This window comes from Pedobacter cryotolerans (assembly GCF_005116475.1).
Lineage (GTDB): Bacteria > Bacteroidota > Bacteroidia > Sphingobacteriales > Sphingobacteriaceae > Pedobacter > Pedobacter cryotolerans.
This window is the reverse complement of sequence record NZ_SWBO01000014.1, coordinates 1-15660: the sequence shown is the minus strand read 5'-3', so window position 1 is coordinate 15660 and position 15660 is coordinate 1. Positions and strand designations below refer to the sequence as shown.

Sequence of the window (15660 nt, the reverse complement as noted above, 5' to 3'; positions counted from 1 at the left end):
AAACGCGGATGAAAATTGGCGAAACCTTAATTGCCTAAAAAAATACAGCTGAAGACCAATTGTACAAAACATTGAACAATAAACAATAAAATGGAAATGATAGTAAATAGGTGAGGTAGATTAGCTTAGTTGAAATATTTTCTCAACTTTAAAATGGCCAATCTCAACTTTGTTTTAATGGTACCCAAAGGGATATTTAAAATTTCAGATACTTGAACGTGAGTAAATCCTTTAAAATAAATAAGTTCAATAATTTCTTGCTGATCTTGTTTTAAGTGGCCAAGCAATTGCTTAATCCCGATGGTTTCCATATTAGGGTTTACATAAGATTGATGTTCTATCAATCCAAAAGATACTTCACCAATATCATCAGTTTTACTGGCATTTAAATGAGCTTTACATCTTACTTGATCTATTGCCATGTTTTTGGCCACGTTAGCCATCCATGTAAAAAGCCTGCCTTTAGTTGCATCATACTGGCCAATAGATTTCCATATTTTAACAAATGTATCTTGCAAAACGTCTTCTGCAATTTCGTCGTATTTAATAATCCTTTTAATGATACCGTTTAAAGCCGGGGCATACATTTGGTACAATTGTTTAATGGCTATAGCTTTCCCTTCTTTTAATTCAGCAACCAAAGTTTCCTCAACAGATGGTGTTTTAACCAATTTGAGGTGCTGTTTTTCAATAGCTTGGAAAGTAGATTTAAGGGCGAGCATCATTATACCGTTATTTAATAATTGATGGTATAACACAAGGAAATTAAAATTGTTGGTGATATTCCTATAAAGAATACTAATTATTTATTGAGTGATATTCTGAAAAGGAGTGTGATATTTTAGATTAAATAAGGCTGTTGAAAACCGAAGCGCTTGATCTCACGTATGTGCCCCATATAAGACCTTATTACGAAACTTAAAATAATTTATTTCTTATGGAAAATTTAAACGAACCAAAACAAGATGTACTAAATGAAAGTACAATTTTGGAAGCTAAATTACAGCGTCGTTCTTTTTTGCGTTATGCAGGAGCTGGAGCAGCGGTAGTAGCTTTAACAGCAGCCGGCTGTAGAAAAGACCGTGTAGCTATACCTAACATGGGCGCTACGCTAGATTTTAAAGATGATGTTGGTGTATTAAACTATGCTTATGCTTTAGAGCAATTAGAAGCAGCATTTTACATTAGAGTAGCATCGGCTTTGCCATCTTCTTTTACAACTGTACAACGTAACTATTTTCAGGATGTGCAGTTTCATGAAATTGCCCACAGAGAATTCTTTAAAAAAGCATTAGCTGGTAATGCTATTGGTAGTTTAGAGGTTGATTTTTCTTCTATTGATTTTACAAGTGGCGCAGCAGTTTTAGCAGCAGCTCAAACATTTGAAGATTTAGGTGTTGCAGCTTACAACGGTGCTGGTGTTAGAATAACAAATACAGCTAACTTAGTAATTGCCGGACAAATTGTATCGGTAGAAGCTCGTCACGCTGCATGGGTTAGAGACCAAATTAATCCAGGTTCATTCGCTAATTTAAGTACATTAGTTCCATTTGGTGCAAATGTAGCTGGTGGTTTAGATGGAGCATTAACACCAGATAGAGTTTTGGCATTGGCTAAACCATTTATCAAAACTCAAATCAACGTAATCAATCTTTAATCTTTAATTCAACAATCATGAATATCATAAATATATTAGACGAAATAGAAAAAGTTGACGGTGAGATCTATGAAAGATTAAGCCCAAGACGTAAAGCAATGAAAGATTTTTTCAATGTAGGAAAAAAAGTTTCTTTAGCTGCATTGCCATTGGCTTTAGGTTCTATGTTTCAAAAAGCATACGGACAAACAAACCCAACTAGTGTTACCGAAGTTTTAAACTTTGCTTTGGCATTAGAATATTTAGAATACAATTATTATAACCACGCTTTAACAAATTCTACCATTGTTTTCCCTAATGCAGCATCAAGAACTGCGATTGAAACCATCCGTGGTCACGAACGTGCACACGTTGATTTGTTAAAAGGTGCATTAAATATTACAGGTGCAGATGCTTATGTAGATGCAGATTTTGATTTTACAGGTGCGGCAACGTTCGGTACTGCTTTTGCAGATGTATTTAGCAATTACGCAACGTTCTTAAAAGTAGCTATTGCTTTCGAAGATACAGGTGTTAGAGCTTACAAAGGTCAAGCTGGCGTATTAAAACAGAATGCGGTATTAACAACTGCTTTACAAATTCACTCAGTTGAGGCTCGTCACGCTGCTCATGTTCGTCAAATGGCGGCTGCAGCTGGAATACCATTAAAACCATGGATTGCTTATGCAGCAAATGGAAATGATACAGGTATTGCGCAAGTAAATGCAGTTTATGCTGGTGAGCAAAGTACAATGCAAGCTGGTGTAGAAATTACTGGTATCAATGGAACTGCAGTTACGCAAACACATGCTGCCGAGTGTTTCGATGAGATTTTAAATGGTACAACTGTTAAAACAATCGCAAACATTTTCATCAGAACTAAAAAATTAGCATAAGTTTTTATTGGTTTAAGTTAAGGGAAGGGAATGGATATTTTCTTCCCTTTTTTATTGCCATAAATTTTTAACAAAATTTTGTTTTACACAGGGTGATAATAGCTGAATTATTGGCGATTGTGCAAAGTTTAAGGAAGTTCATAAAAGTCCCTGTTTAATTTAAAAGAGACTTTTTATTTGAACTTTATGGTGTGCCTGCCCTACACGGATTACCCGTTCACAGGACTTTTTTGTCGTTTTATTAATCTGATAACAATTTAGGTTTTTAAAGGTTTAATCTGTTTAAAAACTTTTACACAATATGTGGATTATCCACAAATTTCTATCTCAAACAGATGATTTAATTCTAAATTCATCTAATGTTAACTTAACTATAAATTGTTTCTTATTTGTGTTTCAATTTCCTTATCGTTAAATCAATTAATTTATTTTGTTTATATCCCTTATTTAAAATTTTTTAAACCTTTTGTGCTAAGGTAAGTTGTTTTAGTAAACATAAAATGATGAAAAGCAACGCACAAATAATTACAGACCTTAAAGATTTAGTTCAAATTGTAAATGATGGCAAAGAAGGATTTAAAGTAGCAGCAGAGGCAACAAATGATCAATTTTTAAAAGATCTTTTTATGCAAAAAATTACCGAACGTAATATTTATGAAGATGAATTAAAGTTTCAAATTTTGAGACTTGGAGAAATTGCTGAAAATGAAAAAGGTGGTTTAATTGGAATATTGCATCGCACTTGGTTAGAAATTAAAGATGCTTTAAAGGCAAGAGACGATGCAGCAATTTTAGCTGCTGTAAAAATAAGTGAGCAAGCTGCGCTAGTTAAATATGATTATTATTTGGCTGAAAGTGAAGAGGTAGAAGATTATTTTTCTATTTTACTTAGGCAAAGAGCGGGAGTATTGAATACATTAAAAGAAGTAGAAGAATTACATCAACAATTTACCAATTAAAAAGCATAAAAATAGGTCAGTGAAATCATCCACTGACCTACAAATACATATCAGATATTTATCTAATTGGTCTGTTGGTATTAAACGCTACCACATAATTTAGTTCTAATTTATCAATCGATTTTTTATCCAGTAAAGATACTTCTAAATCTTCGCCTTGATTTAGCTTTGCTCTAATGGCTTGATAAACCTCAACAATAATATTTTTAGGAATTTGAGTAGCAATAGCGGGCTTATAATCCTTCACTATTTTTTTCATATCAATCTCATTGGTAAGTTTTATTTCCCACTTTTCATCGGTTTTAAAGCCGCTTTCGTCAGATGTATTATTTAATTGAAAAAGGAAAAGTCCGATTTGATATTGAATTTCTTTTGTGCTCATGTATGCTGTTTTTAATTAACCTAAAAGGATTTGTCATCCTGTAGGGCAAACGTGCCCTAAAAGGAATTAAGAAAAGGAAGGAAGGTTTGGCTTGATTTTCTGCGGTGAAGATACACTATAATTTGCTTTAATTGATAGTTAAAATAGAATTGCTTTGTTAAGCATTGCAATTATCCAAACAATAGCCGAGTAACAATGTTTAATATTTAGTATAAATTTAAACATTAAACCTATGTTACCTACGCAAAATGAGCCAAATGGCACTAACGAAAATCAAAAAAGAAATAACGTTGAATTAAGTTCAGATGACAAAGCAAAACTAGAGAAAGAAGAAACAGATTATTCTCAAAATGACATTGCTGGAAATGCATCTGGCAATCTTCCGCCAGAAGAAAAAGAAGATAGTGAAGATGAATCTGCAACAGATACTGATGGTAAAGGTTTTTTAGGAGATTTTGCTAAACCACAGCACGACGATTAATAAGTATGAAGATAGCAACCTACAACGTAAACGGCATTAATGGCAGATTGCCAGTACTTTTAAAATGGTTAAGTGAAACTAGTCCGGATGTGGTTTGTTTGCAAGAGCTTAAAGCACCAGATGAAAAGTTTCCTATACAAGCCATAAATGAAGCTGGTTACAATGCAATTTGGCATGGTCAAAAAAGCTGGAACGGGGTTGCTATCTTAGCTAAAAATAAGGAAATAAAAGAGCTGAGGAGAGGCTTAGCAGGAGATGATGATGACTTACAAAGTAGATACATTGAAGCTTTGATTGATGGTATAGTTATTGGCTGTTTGTATTTACCAAATGGAAATCCTTCACCAGGTGTAAAATTTGATTATAAATTGCAATGGTTTGAAAGGTTAACTGCACATGCCGCTCAACTACTAACTTATAAATTACCTACCATATTAATTGGCGATTACAATGTGATGCCAACAGAATTAGATGTTTACAAGCCTGAGCGTTGGGTTAATGATGCACTTTTTAGACCTGAAACTAGAGCTGCATTTCAAAAATTATTAAGCCAAGGTTGGATAGATGCCATTAGATTATTATATCCTACCGAGAAAATTTATACTTTTTATGATTATTTTAGAAATGCTTACGGCAGAGATGCCGGATTAAGGATAGATCATTTTTTGCTTAGTCCAGATTTAAAACCAAAACTAATTAATGCAGCAGTTGATAAACATGTAAGAGGTTGGGAGAAAACCAGTGATCATTGCCCAGTTTGGATTGAAATAAAAACTTAAAGCTATTTATCTAACTGATCTTCTACTTTTTCTATAAAATCATCAATATCAAACGGTTTATTGATAAAATCTTCGGTTTCGCACATTTTTTTTGCCGCACTGTAAGCATTATTGGCCGACATCATTAATACGGGAATATGTCTCGTATTTCTATTGTCCTTCAACTCATCACAAAGATCAATTCCATTTCCATCCGGTAACATCACATCCAAAATAAAAAGATCTGGCTGTGCGTACATTATACCTTTTCTAAATTCTTTTACATTCGAGAAACCTTTAACCTCAAAATTTTTCTCAGTTAATATTTCTGATATGATGTTCCTGATATCCTCGGTGTCATCTAAAATATAAATGCTCTTTTTCATAATGATGTGGTAAGTAGACATATAGTTAAACTGAATCGCAATAATTTTGTTTAGCTAAAAACTCAGTTTAAACCTATAGGTTGTATTTTAATCATTACATGCATTAATAAGCTAAACATAATTATCAAATCATTGTTCAACATCAATAACAATTAACGTTTTTTTAATGAATACTTCCAAAAGTAAAATTCGTATAGCCATATTAGGTGGTGGCCCAAGCGGCTTATTTATGTTTAAAAGAATTGTAGAGGCAAACCAACCAAACTTCGAGGTTACTATTTTTGAACGAAAAAATCAATTAGGAGCAGGCATGCCTTATAGTACCGAAGGTGCTAGCGATGAACATATCACAAATGTTTCTGATAATGAAGTGCCAAATTTTGTTAATTCAATCGAAGAATGGGTTGATCAAGCTCCGCAAGAGTTATTAGATCGATACCAAATCAAATCAAATAATTTTAACGAATACAAAGTGCTTCCAAGGCTTTTCTTTGGAGCTTATTTACAAGCGCAGTTCGAAATATTACTTCAGCAAGCGGTTGAGAAAAATATCGATGTTGAAGTAAAAACAAATTGCAATGTAGATGATGTAATTTATAAGCCAGAATTAAATGAAGTTTGGATTTTAGCTGATCAAAACATTTTTAAGTTTGATAAAGTAGTGATTGCAACCGGACACAATTGGCCTAAAAAATACGAAGGTTTAGTTCAAGGTTATTTCGATTCTCCTTATCCTCCTGCAAAACTAGCTTTAAAACTTAATCATCCAATCGCATTAAAAGGTTCGTCGCTAACAGCTATTGATGCCATTAGAACACTAGCTCGCCACAATGGAAGTTTTGCCAAAAATGAAGATGGTAAATTAACTTATCAATTGGCAGCAGGTAGTGAGAATTTTAGCTTATTGATGCATTCTAGAAATGGATTATTGCCTGCCGTTAGGTTTCATTTAGAAGATTCGAGACTAAGAAATGATTCGTTACTTAGCATAGAAGATTTTAAACAGCATAGGGAAGAAAATGAAGGTTTTGTTTCTTTAGATTTTGTTTTTGAGAAAGATTTTAAGGAGATTTTTAAAGAAAAAGATCCTTCATTTTATGAACAGATTAAAGATATGGATGTTGAAACATTCGTAGATGCAATGATGGAGTTAAGGGAAAAACTACCTCCATTTCAGTTACTAAAAGCCGAGTATGTTCAGGCTGAAAAGTCTATTAAAAGAAAGGAATCAATTTATTGGAAAGAAATGTTGGCTATACTTAGTTTTTCTATGAATTATCCTGCAAAATATTTTTCTGCCGAAGATATGTTAAGACTGCAGAAAAAATTGATGCCTTTAATATCAATTGTGATTGCATTTGTGCCACAAAGTTCTTGCGAAGAATTAATCGCTTTGCATGATGCTGGAGTTTTAGATATTGTTTCGGTAGGTAACGACAGTGAGGTAGAAATTGCAGATAAGGGTGGTATCATCTATCATTATACGGATGAAAATGATGTTGCTGTAGCACAGGCATACCAAACTTTTGTAGATTGTGTAGGGCAACCACATTTAGATTTTGATAAATTTGTTTTTGATGGTTTAAAAGAAGCTGGAGCAATTAGTTCAGCTAAATTGAATTTTAAAGATCAAGAGATTGGTGCTGCCGAGTTTGTTGACAATGAAAAGGTTAAGCAGTCGGAAGATCAAAGTTTTACATTGGATGTTCCTGGCATAACCATCAATGATCATTTTCAAATTGTTGATGAAAGAGGGGAGGCAAACCCGCATTTATTTATCATGGCGGTTCCTTATATCGGCGGTTTTAATCCAGATTATTCGGGTATAGATTTTAGTGAAGAAGCATCTCAACGAATTATAGCTAAATTTTAAATGAGTGACCTAGCCAAACGTTTTATTCAAAATCCGTTATTAAAGCCTGCTGATTTAGAGCCCAGTAACAGTCAATTGGTTATTGTTAGTTTACTTAATCCTGGTGTTTTTGTATTTAAAAATAAAATATGGCTTTTAGTTCGTGTTGCAGAAAATGTAAAGCCGAAAGAGGGTTACATTAGTATTCCAAAATTAAATGCCAATAAAGAAATTGAAATAAAAGAAGTTTCGATTAATGATCCAGAATTAATTATTGAAGATGTAAGAGTGGTTAATTATCAAGGAGAAGATTATTTAACTACAGTTTCGCATTTAAGGTTACTTTGTAGCGATAATGGGATTGATTTTACAGAAGATGAAAATTATCCAGCCCTTTTTGGTAATGGCGAATTAGAAAATTTTGGTATTGAAGATTGTAGAGTAACCCAAATTAAGGAAACTTACTATTTAACTTACACAGCAGTATCAAATTGTGGCGTTGGTGTTGGTTTAAGAACAACAAAAGATTGGCGCAATTTTGAAGAATTAGGAATGATTTTCCCTCCCCATAATAAAGATTGTGCCATATTTGAGGGTAAAATTGAGGGTAAATATTACGCTTTACATAGGCCTAGTAGTGCAGTAATCGGCGGGAGCTATATTTGGCTAGCAGAATCTGATGATGGATTACAATGGGGCAATCATAAATGTTTAATTAAGACAAGAAATAATCTTTGGGATAGCGCAAGGGTTGGGGCGGGTGCATCTCCAATTAAAACAAAAGCGGGATGGTTGGCTATTTATCATGGCGCTGATGAGCATCATAAGTATGGATTAGGAGCTTTTTTGTTGGATTTAGAAAATCCGAGTTTGGTGCTAGGTAGAACTATTGATTCAATTATGCAACCGCTAGAAAAGTATGAAAAATATGGGTTTTTTGGTGAAGTGGTATTTACCAATGGTCATATTGTAAATGGAGATAAATTAACCATTTATTACGGCGCCGCTGATGAAGTTATTTGTGCTGCAGATTTTTCTATTTCAGAGATTTTAAATAAAATAAATAAAATTCACTCCTATTTAGCGTAATCTTAAACATTTTTAAAACTTCAGCTATTTATAAGATAATTGATTACTAATTGAATAGTAAAAGCAAATTAAAACATTTCCTATAACAAAAAATTAAGCAAAAAATTTATGAAAAACATTTTAATTATCCTAGCATTTGCCGGTATGGTAACTTTAGGGTGTAATACAAATCAAAAAAATGATGCTGCAGATGCTGATTCAAATCGCATTGATACAAGCATGACTAATCAATCTTCAGAAAATATGAATAATGGCGCTATGGGAGATACAACTGGTATGAGTAACGATACCACCAACATGGATACTTCAAACAATATGCAGTAATTTTAATTAATCAGGAGGAAGATTTTGTTCCTCCTTTTTGGTTATTATCTTTTGCTTTTTAAGATCTATCCTTAATAAATTATACAAACTCATGTAAACATTAGCAATCCATATAATACTAAATCCTGCTAGTAAATATCCTTTCCAACCATCGTAAATTAAAGTGTAGTTTGTTATTGCTAAAATTAATATGGTTACGTAATGGCTAAAACAATATTCGCAAGTAAATAGGTAAAAAAATTTCCTTTGTAATAAAGTTCTGCATTTTTGAGATTTTCCTACACAAAACTCTCTTGCCTCTCTAAAAACTTCTTCTTTAGTAACCGTCCATGCAATACAAGCAACTGGAATAGCGAGTATAAAAATCATTTCCATATCAATCTATAATAATATTTATGATAAACCTAAAAGTAGCCAGTATGTTTTATTATTTACTTTAAATATTGGTGTTAAGTAACATTAATTCAATTTACTTGTTCTAACAATATAAAATTAATCACGTTGTAATGTAAAGTGAGTAATAATGTGGCGGGAATAATTATACTCAATTTGGGGATTTAAATCCACATTTTTTTAAAGTTAAATATATTCATAAAATAATTGTAGTCAATTTTTTTAAAGATATTTTAATTCAAAATATTTACAACTTAATGTTTAAACATCTTTTCTGTCTATTAAAAAGCATAAACCAAAAAATTGTTATATTTAGGTTAGGCCTGAATTGTAACAAATTGAATAATGCTTAATAAATTTTAAGTTGGGTATAAAAATTGGATACGACTAAATGAATATCAAGATTTTAATAATTAAGTAATTACTAAAATTAAATTCTTTTATTCAAATCACTCCTTGTTCAATAAATCTAATAATAAATAAATAACTTTCTATTTATATGGTGCAACCAACTAAAATTATGATCGTAGATGACAATCCAATTGATCATATGATTACTAAATATATACTAAAGCACAATTTTTCGATAGAAAATGTAACAGTTATGGAATGTGCTGAGGATGCATTAGCTTATCTGGTACAACGCCAAAATAATATAACAGAATTGCCTGAATTAATTATTTTAGATTTGGATATGCCATGTATAAATGGCTTCGGATTTTTAGAACGTTTTGCTAAATTAAACGATCAATTAATTAAAAAGTGCAAAATTGTTGTGCTTACTGGTTCTGATGTTTTAGTTGATTTAGCTAAAATTAAAGCTAATCCTTATGTAACGGAGTTAATTAGCAAACCCTTAAATAAGAGCGCTTTGGCTGAATTAATCTGATTATGTTCTTTAAGTTTTTTTAAGAGTTGTAAATAGCTATTATATAATTTTTAAAACTTTTTATCAATTAGAAAGCTTTTAAATAAAAAGCTGATATGCAACACGATAAAAAAACAGTCCCTCCACAAGAAGATTTTAAAATAGTATCAAGACCAAGTAATGAAGAGCTTGATGATCAAATTATTGATGAGGAAAATCTAAATCATCCAAAAAATAAACCGCTAAAACAAATTCCAAAAACTGATTTTGGAGAAGGTATAGAAGATTAAATTTCTCACAATCTTGTCATCAAATTTATTTTTATAGGCATATCGGGAAATTCCGATATATATTTGTGCCATGGATCAGATTGAAGTATTCAAAGCACTATCAAATAAAACTAGGTTACAAATTTTAGCTTGGCTTAAAGAACCAGATCTTCACTTCCCAGATTATAAAACCACATGTGATAAAGAAAATTTGGGCGTTTGCGTGGGTCATATTCAGCAAAAAGCTGGACTAACACAATCCACCATTTCAGAATATCTCTCGCTCTTGCAACGTGTGGGTTTGGTTACTGCTACAAGAATGGGGAAGTGGACTTATTACAAAAGAAACGAAGCTGCATTTACTGCTTTGAGTAAAATTATATCATCTGATATATAATTTTTTAAGATTTACTGAGCTTGCATTCAGGCTCTATATTGATAAAAGTTTTTATGAGTACAAGAAATTTATCATCGCTTAGCTATTCTATTTTAGATTTAGCAACTGTGATTGAAGGAAAAACTGCAGCAGATACATTTAAAAGAAGTGTAGATGTTGCAAGGCATGCAGAAGATTGGGGTTACGAGCGTTATTGGTTTGCCGAACATCACAATATGATAAGCGTAGCCAGTTCTGCAACATCATTATTAATTGGTCATATTGCAGAAAAAACAACAAAAATTAGAGTAGGTTCTGGAGGTATTATGCTGCCAAACCATTCGCCTTTAGTTATAGCCGAGCAGTTTGGTACATTGGCAACTTTATATCCCGATAGGATTGATTTAGGACTTGGTAGGGCGCCTGGAAGCGATCAATTAACGGCTATGGCAATACGCGGAGATCGCTTTAATGCTGCCAATGATTTTCCGACCGACGTAAGAAAATTACAACTTTACTTATCGGATGAAAATAAAAATGCCAAAGTTAGAGCCATACCGGGCGAAGGCACAAATGTACCGATATGGATTTTGGGTTCAAGTACAGATAGCGCACATTTAGCTGCAGCTTATGGTTTACCTTATGCATTTGCAAGTCATTTTGCTCCTCAACAATTTTTAAATGCAATTAAAATTTACAGAGCCAATTTTAAACCCTCAGCAGCACTTCAGCAACCTTATGTTATGGCTTGCGTAAATGTTGTTGTAGCAGATACCGATCAAGAAGCAGAACGATTATCGACCTCCTTAAAGCAATTATTTATTGGCATAGTAACCGGACAAAGAAAGTTGCTGCAAGAACCTGTACAAAGCATGGAAGGAATTTGGGATGATATGCAAGAAGAAGCTGTGCAACAAATGTTAGCTGTTTCACTTATTGGAGGTAAAGAAACTGTAAAGGAAGATTTGCAATCCTTTTTAGCTCAAACAGGTGTGGATGAAATTATGGCTACATCACACATTTATGATCATACAGCGAGATTGTATTCATATCAACTTTTTGCAGATATTATTAAAGGAAAGTAGTCTCAATAACTAACCAACTAACCAACTCAACAATAAAACATTAATAAAATCCAACAATATGGAATATAGAAGATTAGGCGCATCGGGCTTAAATGTGCCGGTACTTAGTTTCGGAACTGCTACTTTTGGTGGTACCAACGAATTTTTTAAAGCTTGGGGCACAACTCAGGTTGATGAAGCCAAACACTTGATTGAACTTTGTTTAGCAGCAGGCGTTAACCTTTTTGATACGGCAAATATTTATTCGCAAGGAGTAGCCGAAGAAATTTTAGGTAAAGCAATTGTAGGCATAAATAGAGATGAGATTTTAATTTCTACCAAAGCAACATTTCAAATGGGCGAGGGGGCAAATAGTTCAGGTTCTGGGCGCTTACATTTGGTAAAACAAGTAGAAGATAGTTTAAGGCGCATGAATACTGATTATATCGATATTTACCACATGCATGGTTTTGATGCAACTACCCCAGTTGATGAAACGCTAAAAACTTTAGATAATTTAATCCAATCTGGTAAAGTGAGGTACATTGCTTGTTCAAATTTTTCGGGTTGGCATTTAATGAAATCTTTATCTGTTTCAGAAAGATACGGATGGTCTAAATACATTGGTCACCAAGTTTTGTATTCATTATATGATAGAGAATTTGAAAACGAATTGATGCCTTTAGCTATTGATCAAAATATTGGAACCTTAGTTTGGAGCCCATTATCTTCTGGTAAATTAGGTGGCAGATATGATAGAGAAAAACCAATTCCTACTGATAATAGAATACAGCAGGGCGGCTCTCATGGTCCGGCAATTGACCAAGAAAGATTATTTAACATAGTTGATGCGCTGAAAATTGTGGCAGAAGAAACTGAGAAAACAGTTGCCCAAGTAGCACTAAACTGGTTATTGCAGCGACCAACTATTGCAAATATTATTGTTGGCGCTAGAAATGAAGAACAATTGAAACAGAATTTACAAGCTGTTGGATGGAATTTATCGGCAGATCAAATCAAAAGATTAGATGAGGCAAGTTACGTTTATCCAGCTTATCCTTACTGGCATCAACAACAAAATCTTGATTTGGTTCCACAACCAAAATTTTATTAAGTTTTACCAACTACTAATTGGCGTATTAAACTAATTAGTACGCCTTTTTTTGTTTACTGTCAAAATTACTATCTTCCCAAAAAAATAACCAAGTATGAACAAGTATATCTTTCTATTTTTAATATTTTTCTCCTACTCATCTTTTGCTCAAGATAAATATTGGCAGCAGCATTTAAATTACACAATTGATGTAACCTTAGATGATAATGACAAAACCTTAACAGGATTTGAAACCATTGTTTACAAAAATAATTCGCCATCAAGTTTAGATTTTATTTGGTTTCATATTTATCCCAATGCCTATAAAAATGAAACTACGGCTATGTTTCAACAGATTAAAAATGATCCATCGCGTAAAAAGAAATTAGATAAATATACTTACGGAGAGATAGCTGGCCTAAATTTTAAAGTAAACGGTAAAGTTGCTGAAACAGAAGCGCATCCAAATCCTCAGTATATTGATGTGATTAAAGTTAAACTTCCATCTGCTTTAAAACCTGGGGATTCTACAGTAATCACAACTGATTTTAAAGTGAAGTTGCCATCATATTTTTCGAGATCAGGCTATGCCGATGGAGAATTTATGATCACCCAATGGTATCCAAAACCAGCTGTTTACGATAAAGATGGTTGGCATGAATTTCCATATTTAGATATGGGCGAGTTTTACAGCGAATATGCTGATTTTAAAGTGAATATTAGTTTGCCATCTGCATACATAGTTGGTGCCACAGGTATTTTGCAAAATGCAGATGAACTAGAACAGTATAAAAAAATCGGTGCTCAAAATTATGCATCCAAAAACGATAAACCGGTTTTATATATCCCCCAAAACAAATCTGGCAATAAAACTTTAACTTATGTGATGAAAAATGCACCTGACTTTGCCTGGTTTGCTGATAAAAAGTTTGTTGTTGCTTATGATACTGTTCAACTTAATTCGGGTAAAGTGGTTGATGTTTTTTCTTATTACTTTAATAAGAAAAATACGCTTTGGTTGCAGAGTGTTGATTATGCAAAAGATGCCACAAAAAAATACAGCAACTGGATTGGGGAGTACGATTATCCAGTGGTGCAGGTTGTAGAAGGACCAAAAAATAATGCCAGCGGTGGTATGGAATATCCTACAATTACGTTAATCACTAGTCCTGATGCTAAGCCCGAAACATTAGATGCGATAATTACACATGAAGTTGGCCACAATTGGTTTATGAGTATGTTAGGTAGTAATGAACGGATACACTCTTGGCAGGATGAAGGTTTGAATACCTATTACCAATTTAGATACGAAGCAGAAAAATACAAGTCAAATTCTGTTATGGGCGAAATTCCTGCAAACATAAAGGCATTGCCAGTTGATCAATTTCAGTCGGCCATTTATAATGCTGTTATGAGCATACCTATTAAATCTGCAATTGCAACGCCAGCCGCAGAGTTTCCAACATCAGATGATTATGGAATGGCATCATACCTTAAACCAGCTTTGTGGCTGTACATGTTAGAGGCGGCAGTTGGTAAAGATAAAGTAGATTTAGCGTTTAAAAATTACTACAATAATTGGAAACATAAACACCCAAGTCCGGCAGATATGAAAGCTGCTTTTGAGCAATCTTTGGGTTCTAATCTGGATAAATATTTCGATTTGCTTAAAAAAGAAGGTTCATTTAAAGAGACAAAGTAGGTTGTTGTTTTTAGAACTCTTTGGCACGTGATGATAAGTAATATGGTTTGATAGTTAGTGGTGAAGCCAAGGCTGGGTTTAAAAAAATAACAAAAATTATTGTCATCCTTGTAGAAGTCAGATATTTCGGTAACAGAATCAAAATTTTTAAATTGATTCTGTTATGGCAATAAACACAAATGATTTTACTGTAGAACGGAAGTACCTACAGACCTATCGGATGATGATCCGGGAGTATGAGTTGGTAAAGCAAAAATCGCATCCTGTATATCGTTTTGTAGAGGAACTTTACAAAGCCTGGGGTACCAACCGGAAGAGTTTTTTGAAATATTATAACCGTTTTAAGCAGAGCGGCGAAGATCTAGACTTGTTGCCTCGAAAGCGAGGTCCAAAATACCGTACCAGGCGTCCGATACGTTTTATAGAGAACAAAGTCCTTGAACTTCGTCAGCTGGGTAATTCCAAACATGAAATAGTTTCAATTCTCAAACCAAGATTACATAAATTTACACCTTCTGCATCAGGGGTCTATAACATTAGCAAACGCTATGGATTAAACAGGCTAAATCCCAAGATGAAGGAGAATAAAAGGAAAATCATCAAGGAAAGAATGGGTCAACTTGGACATGTGGACTGCCACCATCTAGGCAGGGCAATTATAAGGGGTCAAAGCCAGAAACTGTACCTGGTCTGTCTTTTGGACGACCATAGCCGCTTGGCGTGGGCAGAGGTAACGCATGATGTTACCGCACTAACGGTAATGTTTGCTACCATGAAGTGCATCAGCGTGCTGCAGGGCGAATATGGGATAAAGTTCGAAGAGATCATATCAAATAATGGACCTGAATTTGGTCAGAAGCAAAGTCAGAGCAAGATCAACCATCCGTTTGAACGGCTGCTTATTGAACTTGATATTGTACACAGGTACACAAGACCCTATAGGCCACAGACCAATGGAAAGGTAGAGCGGTTCTGGAGAACACTGAAGGAAGATCTGATAGAAGAAACGGACTTCGATACAATAGAAGAACTAAAAGATGAACTGATGCAATACATGCTATACTATAATCAGCAAAGACCGCATCAGGGCATCAATGGCAAAACTCCAGCAGAGATGGCAAAACTAAGCGGG

The 15660-nt window shown here is 33.7% G+C and carries 19 protein-coding genes; 15 read left to right on the top strand and 4 right to left on the bottom strand.

The features are described 5' to 3' along the window. Positions 1-125: 125 nt before the first annotated feature. Positions 126-725 carry an RNA polymerase sigma factor gene (locus FA045_RS17135; protein WP_225871374.1) on the bottom strand — a complete coding sequence of 200 codons (600 nt, stop codon included), beginning with the start codon at positions 723-725 and terminating at the stop codon, positions 126-128. A gap of 212 nt (positions 726-937) precedes the next feature. On the opposite strand from FA045_RS17135, the gene FA045_RS17130 reads away from it, so the two are divergent. The 3 genes from FA045_RS17130 to FA045_RS17120 all read left to right on the top strand — a co-directional run bounded on the left by FA045_RS17130 (position 938) and on the right by FA045_RS17120 (position 3491). Beyond that, positions 938-1657 (top strand): ferritin-like domain-containing protein, encoded by a 720-nt coding sequence (locus tag FA045_RS17130; protein ID WP_136878311.1) that lies wholly within the window; start codon positions 938-940, stop codon positions 1655-1657. Positions 1658-1674: 17 nt separating this feature from the next. Then, positions 1675-2532, top strand: a complete 858-nt coding sequence (locus FA045_RS17125; RefSeq protein ID WP_136878310.1) for a ferritin-like domain-containing protein — start codon at positions 1675-1677, stop codon at positions 2530-2532. 500 nt (positions 2533-3032) lie between these two features. Continuing rightward, positions 3033-3491 (top strand): PA2169 family four-helix-bundle protein, encoded by a 459-nt coding sequence (locus FA045_RS17120; protein ID WP_136878309.1) that lies wholly within the window; start codon positions 3033-3035, stop codon positions 3489-3491. A gap of 58 nt (positions 3492-3549) precedes the next feature. Here the strand turns inward: FA045_RS17120 and FA045_RS17115 are convergent, their stop codons facing one another. Continuing rightward, a complete protein-coding gene (locus tag FA045_RS17115; protein WP_136878308.1) occupies positions 3550-3873 on the bottom strand; it encodes a hypothetical protein in 324 nt (107 codons plus the stop codon). 232 nt (positions 3874-4105) lie between these two features. Here FA045_RS17115 and FA045_RS17110 point away from each other — a divergent pair, with 232 nt between their 5' ends. Then, on the top strand, positions 4106-4354 hold the full coding sequence (locus FA045_RS17110; RefSeq protein WP_136878307.1) for a hypothetical protein: 249 nt from the start codon (positions 4106-4108) through the stop codon (positions 4352-4354). Between the two features lie 5 nt (positions 4355-4359). Further along, positions 4360-5133, top strand: coding sequence for an exodeoxyribonuclease III (gene xth, locus FA045_RS17105; protein WP_136878306.1), 774 nt, complete (start codon positions 4360-4362; stop codon positions 5131-5133). Positions 5134-5135: 2 nt separating this feature from the next. On the opposite strand, the gene FA045_RS17100 is transcribed toward xth, so the two are convergent. Continuing rightward, complete coding sequence (locus FA045_RS17100; RefSeq protein WP_136878305.1) at positions 5136-5498, bottom strand: response regulator; 363 nt, start codon at positions 5496-5498, stop codon at positions 5136-5138. A gap of 166 nt (positions 5499-5664) precedes the next feature. Here FA045_RS17100 and FA045_RS17095 point away from each other — a divergent pair, with 166 nt between their 5' ends. From FA045_RS17095 to FA045_RS17085, 3 genes are all read left to right on the top strand, one after another. Beyond that, positions 5665-7371 (top strand): FAD/NAD(P)-binding protein, encoded by a 1707-nt coding sequence (locus tag FA045_RS17095; protein ID WP_136878304.1) that lies wholly within the window; start codon positions 5665-5667, stop codon positions 7369-7371. After that, the gene (locus FA045_RS17090) at positions 7372-8439 is read left to right on the top strand and encodes a glycoside hydrolase family 130 protein (RefSeq protein WP_136878303.1); all 1068 of its coding nucleotides are present in this window, start codon (positions 7372-7374) and stop codon (positions 8437-8439) included. A 108-nt stretch (positions 8440-8547) separates the two neighbouring features. Further along, positions 8548-8763, top strand: coding sequence for a hypothetical protein (locus FA045_RS17085; protein WP_136878302.1), 216 nt, complete (start codon positions 8548-8550; stop codon positions 8761-8763). A 6-nt stretch (positions 8764-8769) separates the two neighbouring features. Here FA045_RS17085 and FA045_RS17080 read toward each other — a convergent pair whose 3' ends face one another. Continuing rightward, positions 8770-9132, bottom strand: a complete 363-nt coding sequence (locus FA045_RS17080; RefSeq protein ID WP_225871373.1) for a hypothetical protein — start codon at positions 9130-9132, stop codon at positions 8770-8772. 544 nt (positions 9133-9676) lie between these two features. Between FA045_RS17080 and FA045_RS17075 the strand changes: the two genes are divergently transcribed. The 7 genes from FA045_RS17075 to FA045_RS17050 all read left to right on the top strand — a co-directional run. Then, positions 9677-10045, top strand: a complete 369-nt coding sequence (locus tag FA045_RS17075) for a response regulator (RefSeq protein WP_169305087.1) — start codon at positions 9677-9679, stop codon at positions 10043-10045. A gap of 95 nt (positions 10046-10140) precedes the next feature. After that, the gene (locus FA045_RS18920) at positions 10141-10314 is read left to right on the top strand and encodes a hypothetical protein (protein ID WP_169305086.1); all 174 of its coding nucleotides are present in this window, start codon (positions 10141-10143) and stop codon (positions 10312-10314) included. 70 nt (positions 10315-10384) lie between these two features. Beyond that, positions 10385-10690 (top strand): ArsR/SmtB family transcription factor, encoded by a 306-nt coding sequence (locus FA045_RS17070; protein WP_136878299.1) that lies wholly within the window; start codon positions 10385-10387, stop codon positions 10688-10690. A 53-nt stretch (positions 10691-10743) separates the two neighbouring features. Further along, entirely contained in the window at positions 10744-11754 is a 1011-nt protein-coding gene (locus tag FA045_RS17065) for an LLM class flavin-dependent oxidoreductase (RefSeq protein WP_136878298.1), read from the top strand. A gap of 58 nt (positions 11755-11812) precedes the next feature. Further along, positions 11813-12847, top strand: a complete 1035-nt coding sequence (locus tag FA045_RS17060; protein ID WP_136878297.1) for an aldo/keto reductase — start codon at positions 11813-11815, stop codon at positions 12845-12847. A gap of 94 nt (positions 12848-12941) precedes the next feature. Then, a complete protein-coding gene (locus tag FA045_RS17055) occupies positions 12942-14528 on the top strand; it encodes a M1 family metallopeptidase (protein ID WP_136878296.1) in 1587 nt (528 codons plus the stop codon). Positions 14529-14691: 163 nt separating this feature from the next. After that, on the top strand, positions 14692-15660 hold a 969-nt coding region (locus tag FA045_RS17050; protein ID WP_136878295.1), incomplete at its 3' end, for an integrase core domain-containing protein.

What these genes read in the sequence shown, in the direction of transcription:
- FA045_RS18920 (WP_169305086.1), top strand. Translation starts at nt 10,141, where the DNA reads ATGCAACACGATAAAAAAACAGTCCCTCCACAAGAAGATTTTAAAATA.
- FA045_RS17090 (WP_136878303.1), top strand. Translation starts at nt 7,372, where the DNA reads ATGAGTGACCTAGCCAAACGTTTTATTCAAAATCCGTTATTAAAGCCT.
- FA045_RS17055 (WP_136878296.1), top strand. Translation starts at nt 12,942, where the DNA reads ATGAACAAGTATATCTTTCTATTTTTAATATTTTTCTCCTACTCATCT.
- FA045_RS17100 (WP_136878305.1), bottom strand. Translation starts at nt 5,498, where the DNA reads ATGAAAAAGAGCATTTATATTTTAGATGACACCGAGGATATCAGGAAC.
- FA045_RS17095 (WP_136878304.1), top strand. Translation starts at nt 5,665, where the DNA reads ATGAATACTTCCAAAAGTAAAATTCGTATAGCCATATTAGGTGGTGGC.
- FA045_RS17075 (WP_169305087.1), top strand. Translation starts at nt 9,677, where the DNA reads ATGATCGTAGATGACAATCCAATTGATCATATGATTACTAAATATATA.
- FA045_RS17135 (WP_225871374.1), bottom strand. Translation starts at nt 725, where the DNA reads ATGATGCTCGCCCTTAAATCTACTTTCCAAGCTATTGAAAAACAGCAC.
- FA045_RS17080 (WP_225871373.1), bottom strand. Translation starts at nt 9,132, where the DNA reads ATGATTTTTATACTCGCTATTCCAGTTGCTTGTATTGCATGGACGGTT.
- FA045_RS17070 (WP_136878299.1), top strand. Translation starts at nt 10,385, where the DNA reads ATGGATCAGATTGAAGTATTCAAAGCACTATCAAATAAAACTAGGTTA.
- xth (WP_136878306.1), top strand. Translation starts at nt 4,360, where the DNA reads ATGAAGATAGCAACCTACAACGTAAACGGCATTAATGGCAGATTGCCA.
- FA045_RS17065 (WP_136878298.1), top strand. Translation starts at nt 10,744, where the DNA reads ATGAGTACAAGAAATTTATCATCGCTTAGCTATTCTATTTTAGATTTA.
- FA045_RS17130 (WP_136878311.1), top strand. Translation starts at nt 938, where the DNA reads ATGGAAAATTTAAACGAACCAAAACAAGATGTACTAAATGAAAGTACA.
- FA045_RS17120 (WP_136878309.1), top strand. Translation starts at nt 3,033, where the DNA reads ATGATGAAAAGCAACGCACAAATAATTACAGACCTTAAAGATTTAGTT.
- FA045_RS17110 (WP_136878307.1), top strand. Translation starts at nt 4,106, where the DNA reads ATGTTACCTACGCAAAATGAGCCAAATGGCACTAACGAAAATCAAAAA.
- FA045_RS17085 (WP_136878302.1), top strand. Translation starts at nt 8,548, where the DNA reads ATGAAAAACATTTTAATTATCCTAGCATTTGCCGGTATGGTAACTTTA.
- FA045_RS17115 (WP_136878308.1), bottom strand. Translation starts at nt 3,873, where the DNA reads ATGAGCACAAAAGAAATTCAATATCAAATCGGACTTTTCCTTTTTCAA.
- FA045_RS17060 (WP_136878297.1), top strand. Translation starts at nt 11,813, where the DNA reads ATGGAATATAGAAGATTAGGCGCATCGGGCTTAAATGTGCCGGTACTT.
- FA045_RS17125 (WP_136878310.1), top strand. Translation starts at nt 1,675, where the DNA reads ATGAATATCATAAATATATTAGACGAAATAGAAAAAGTTGACGGTGAG.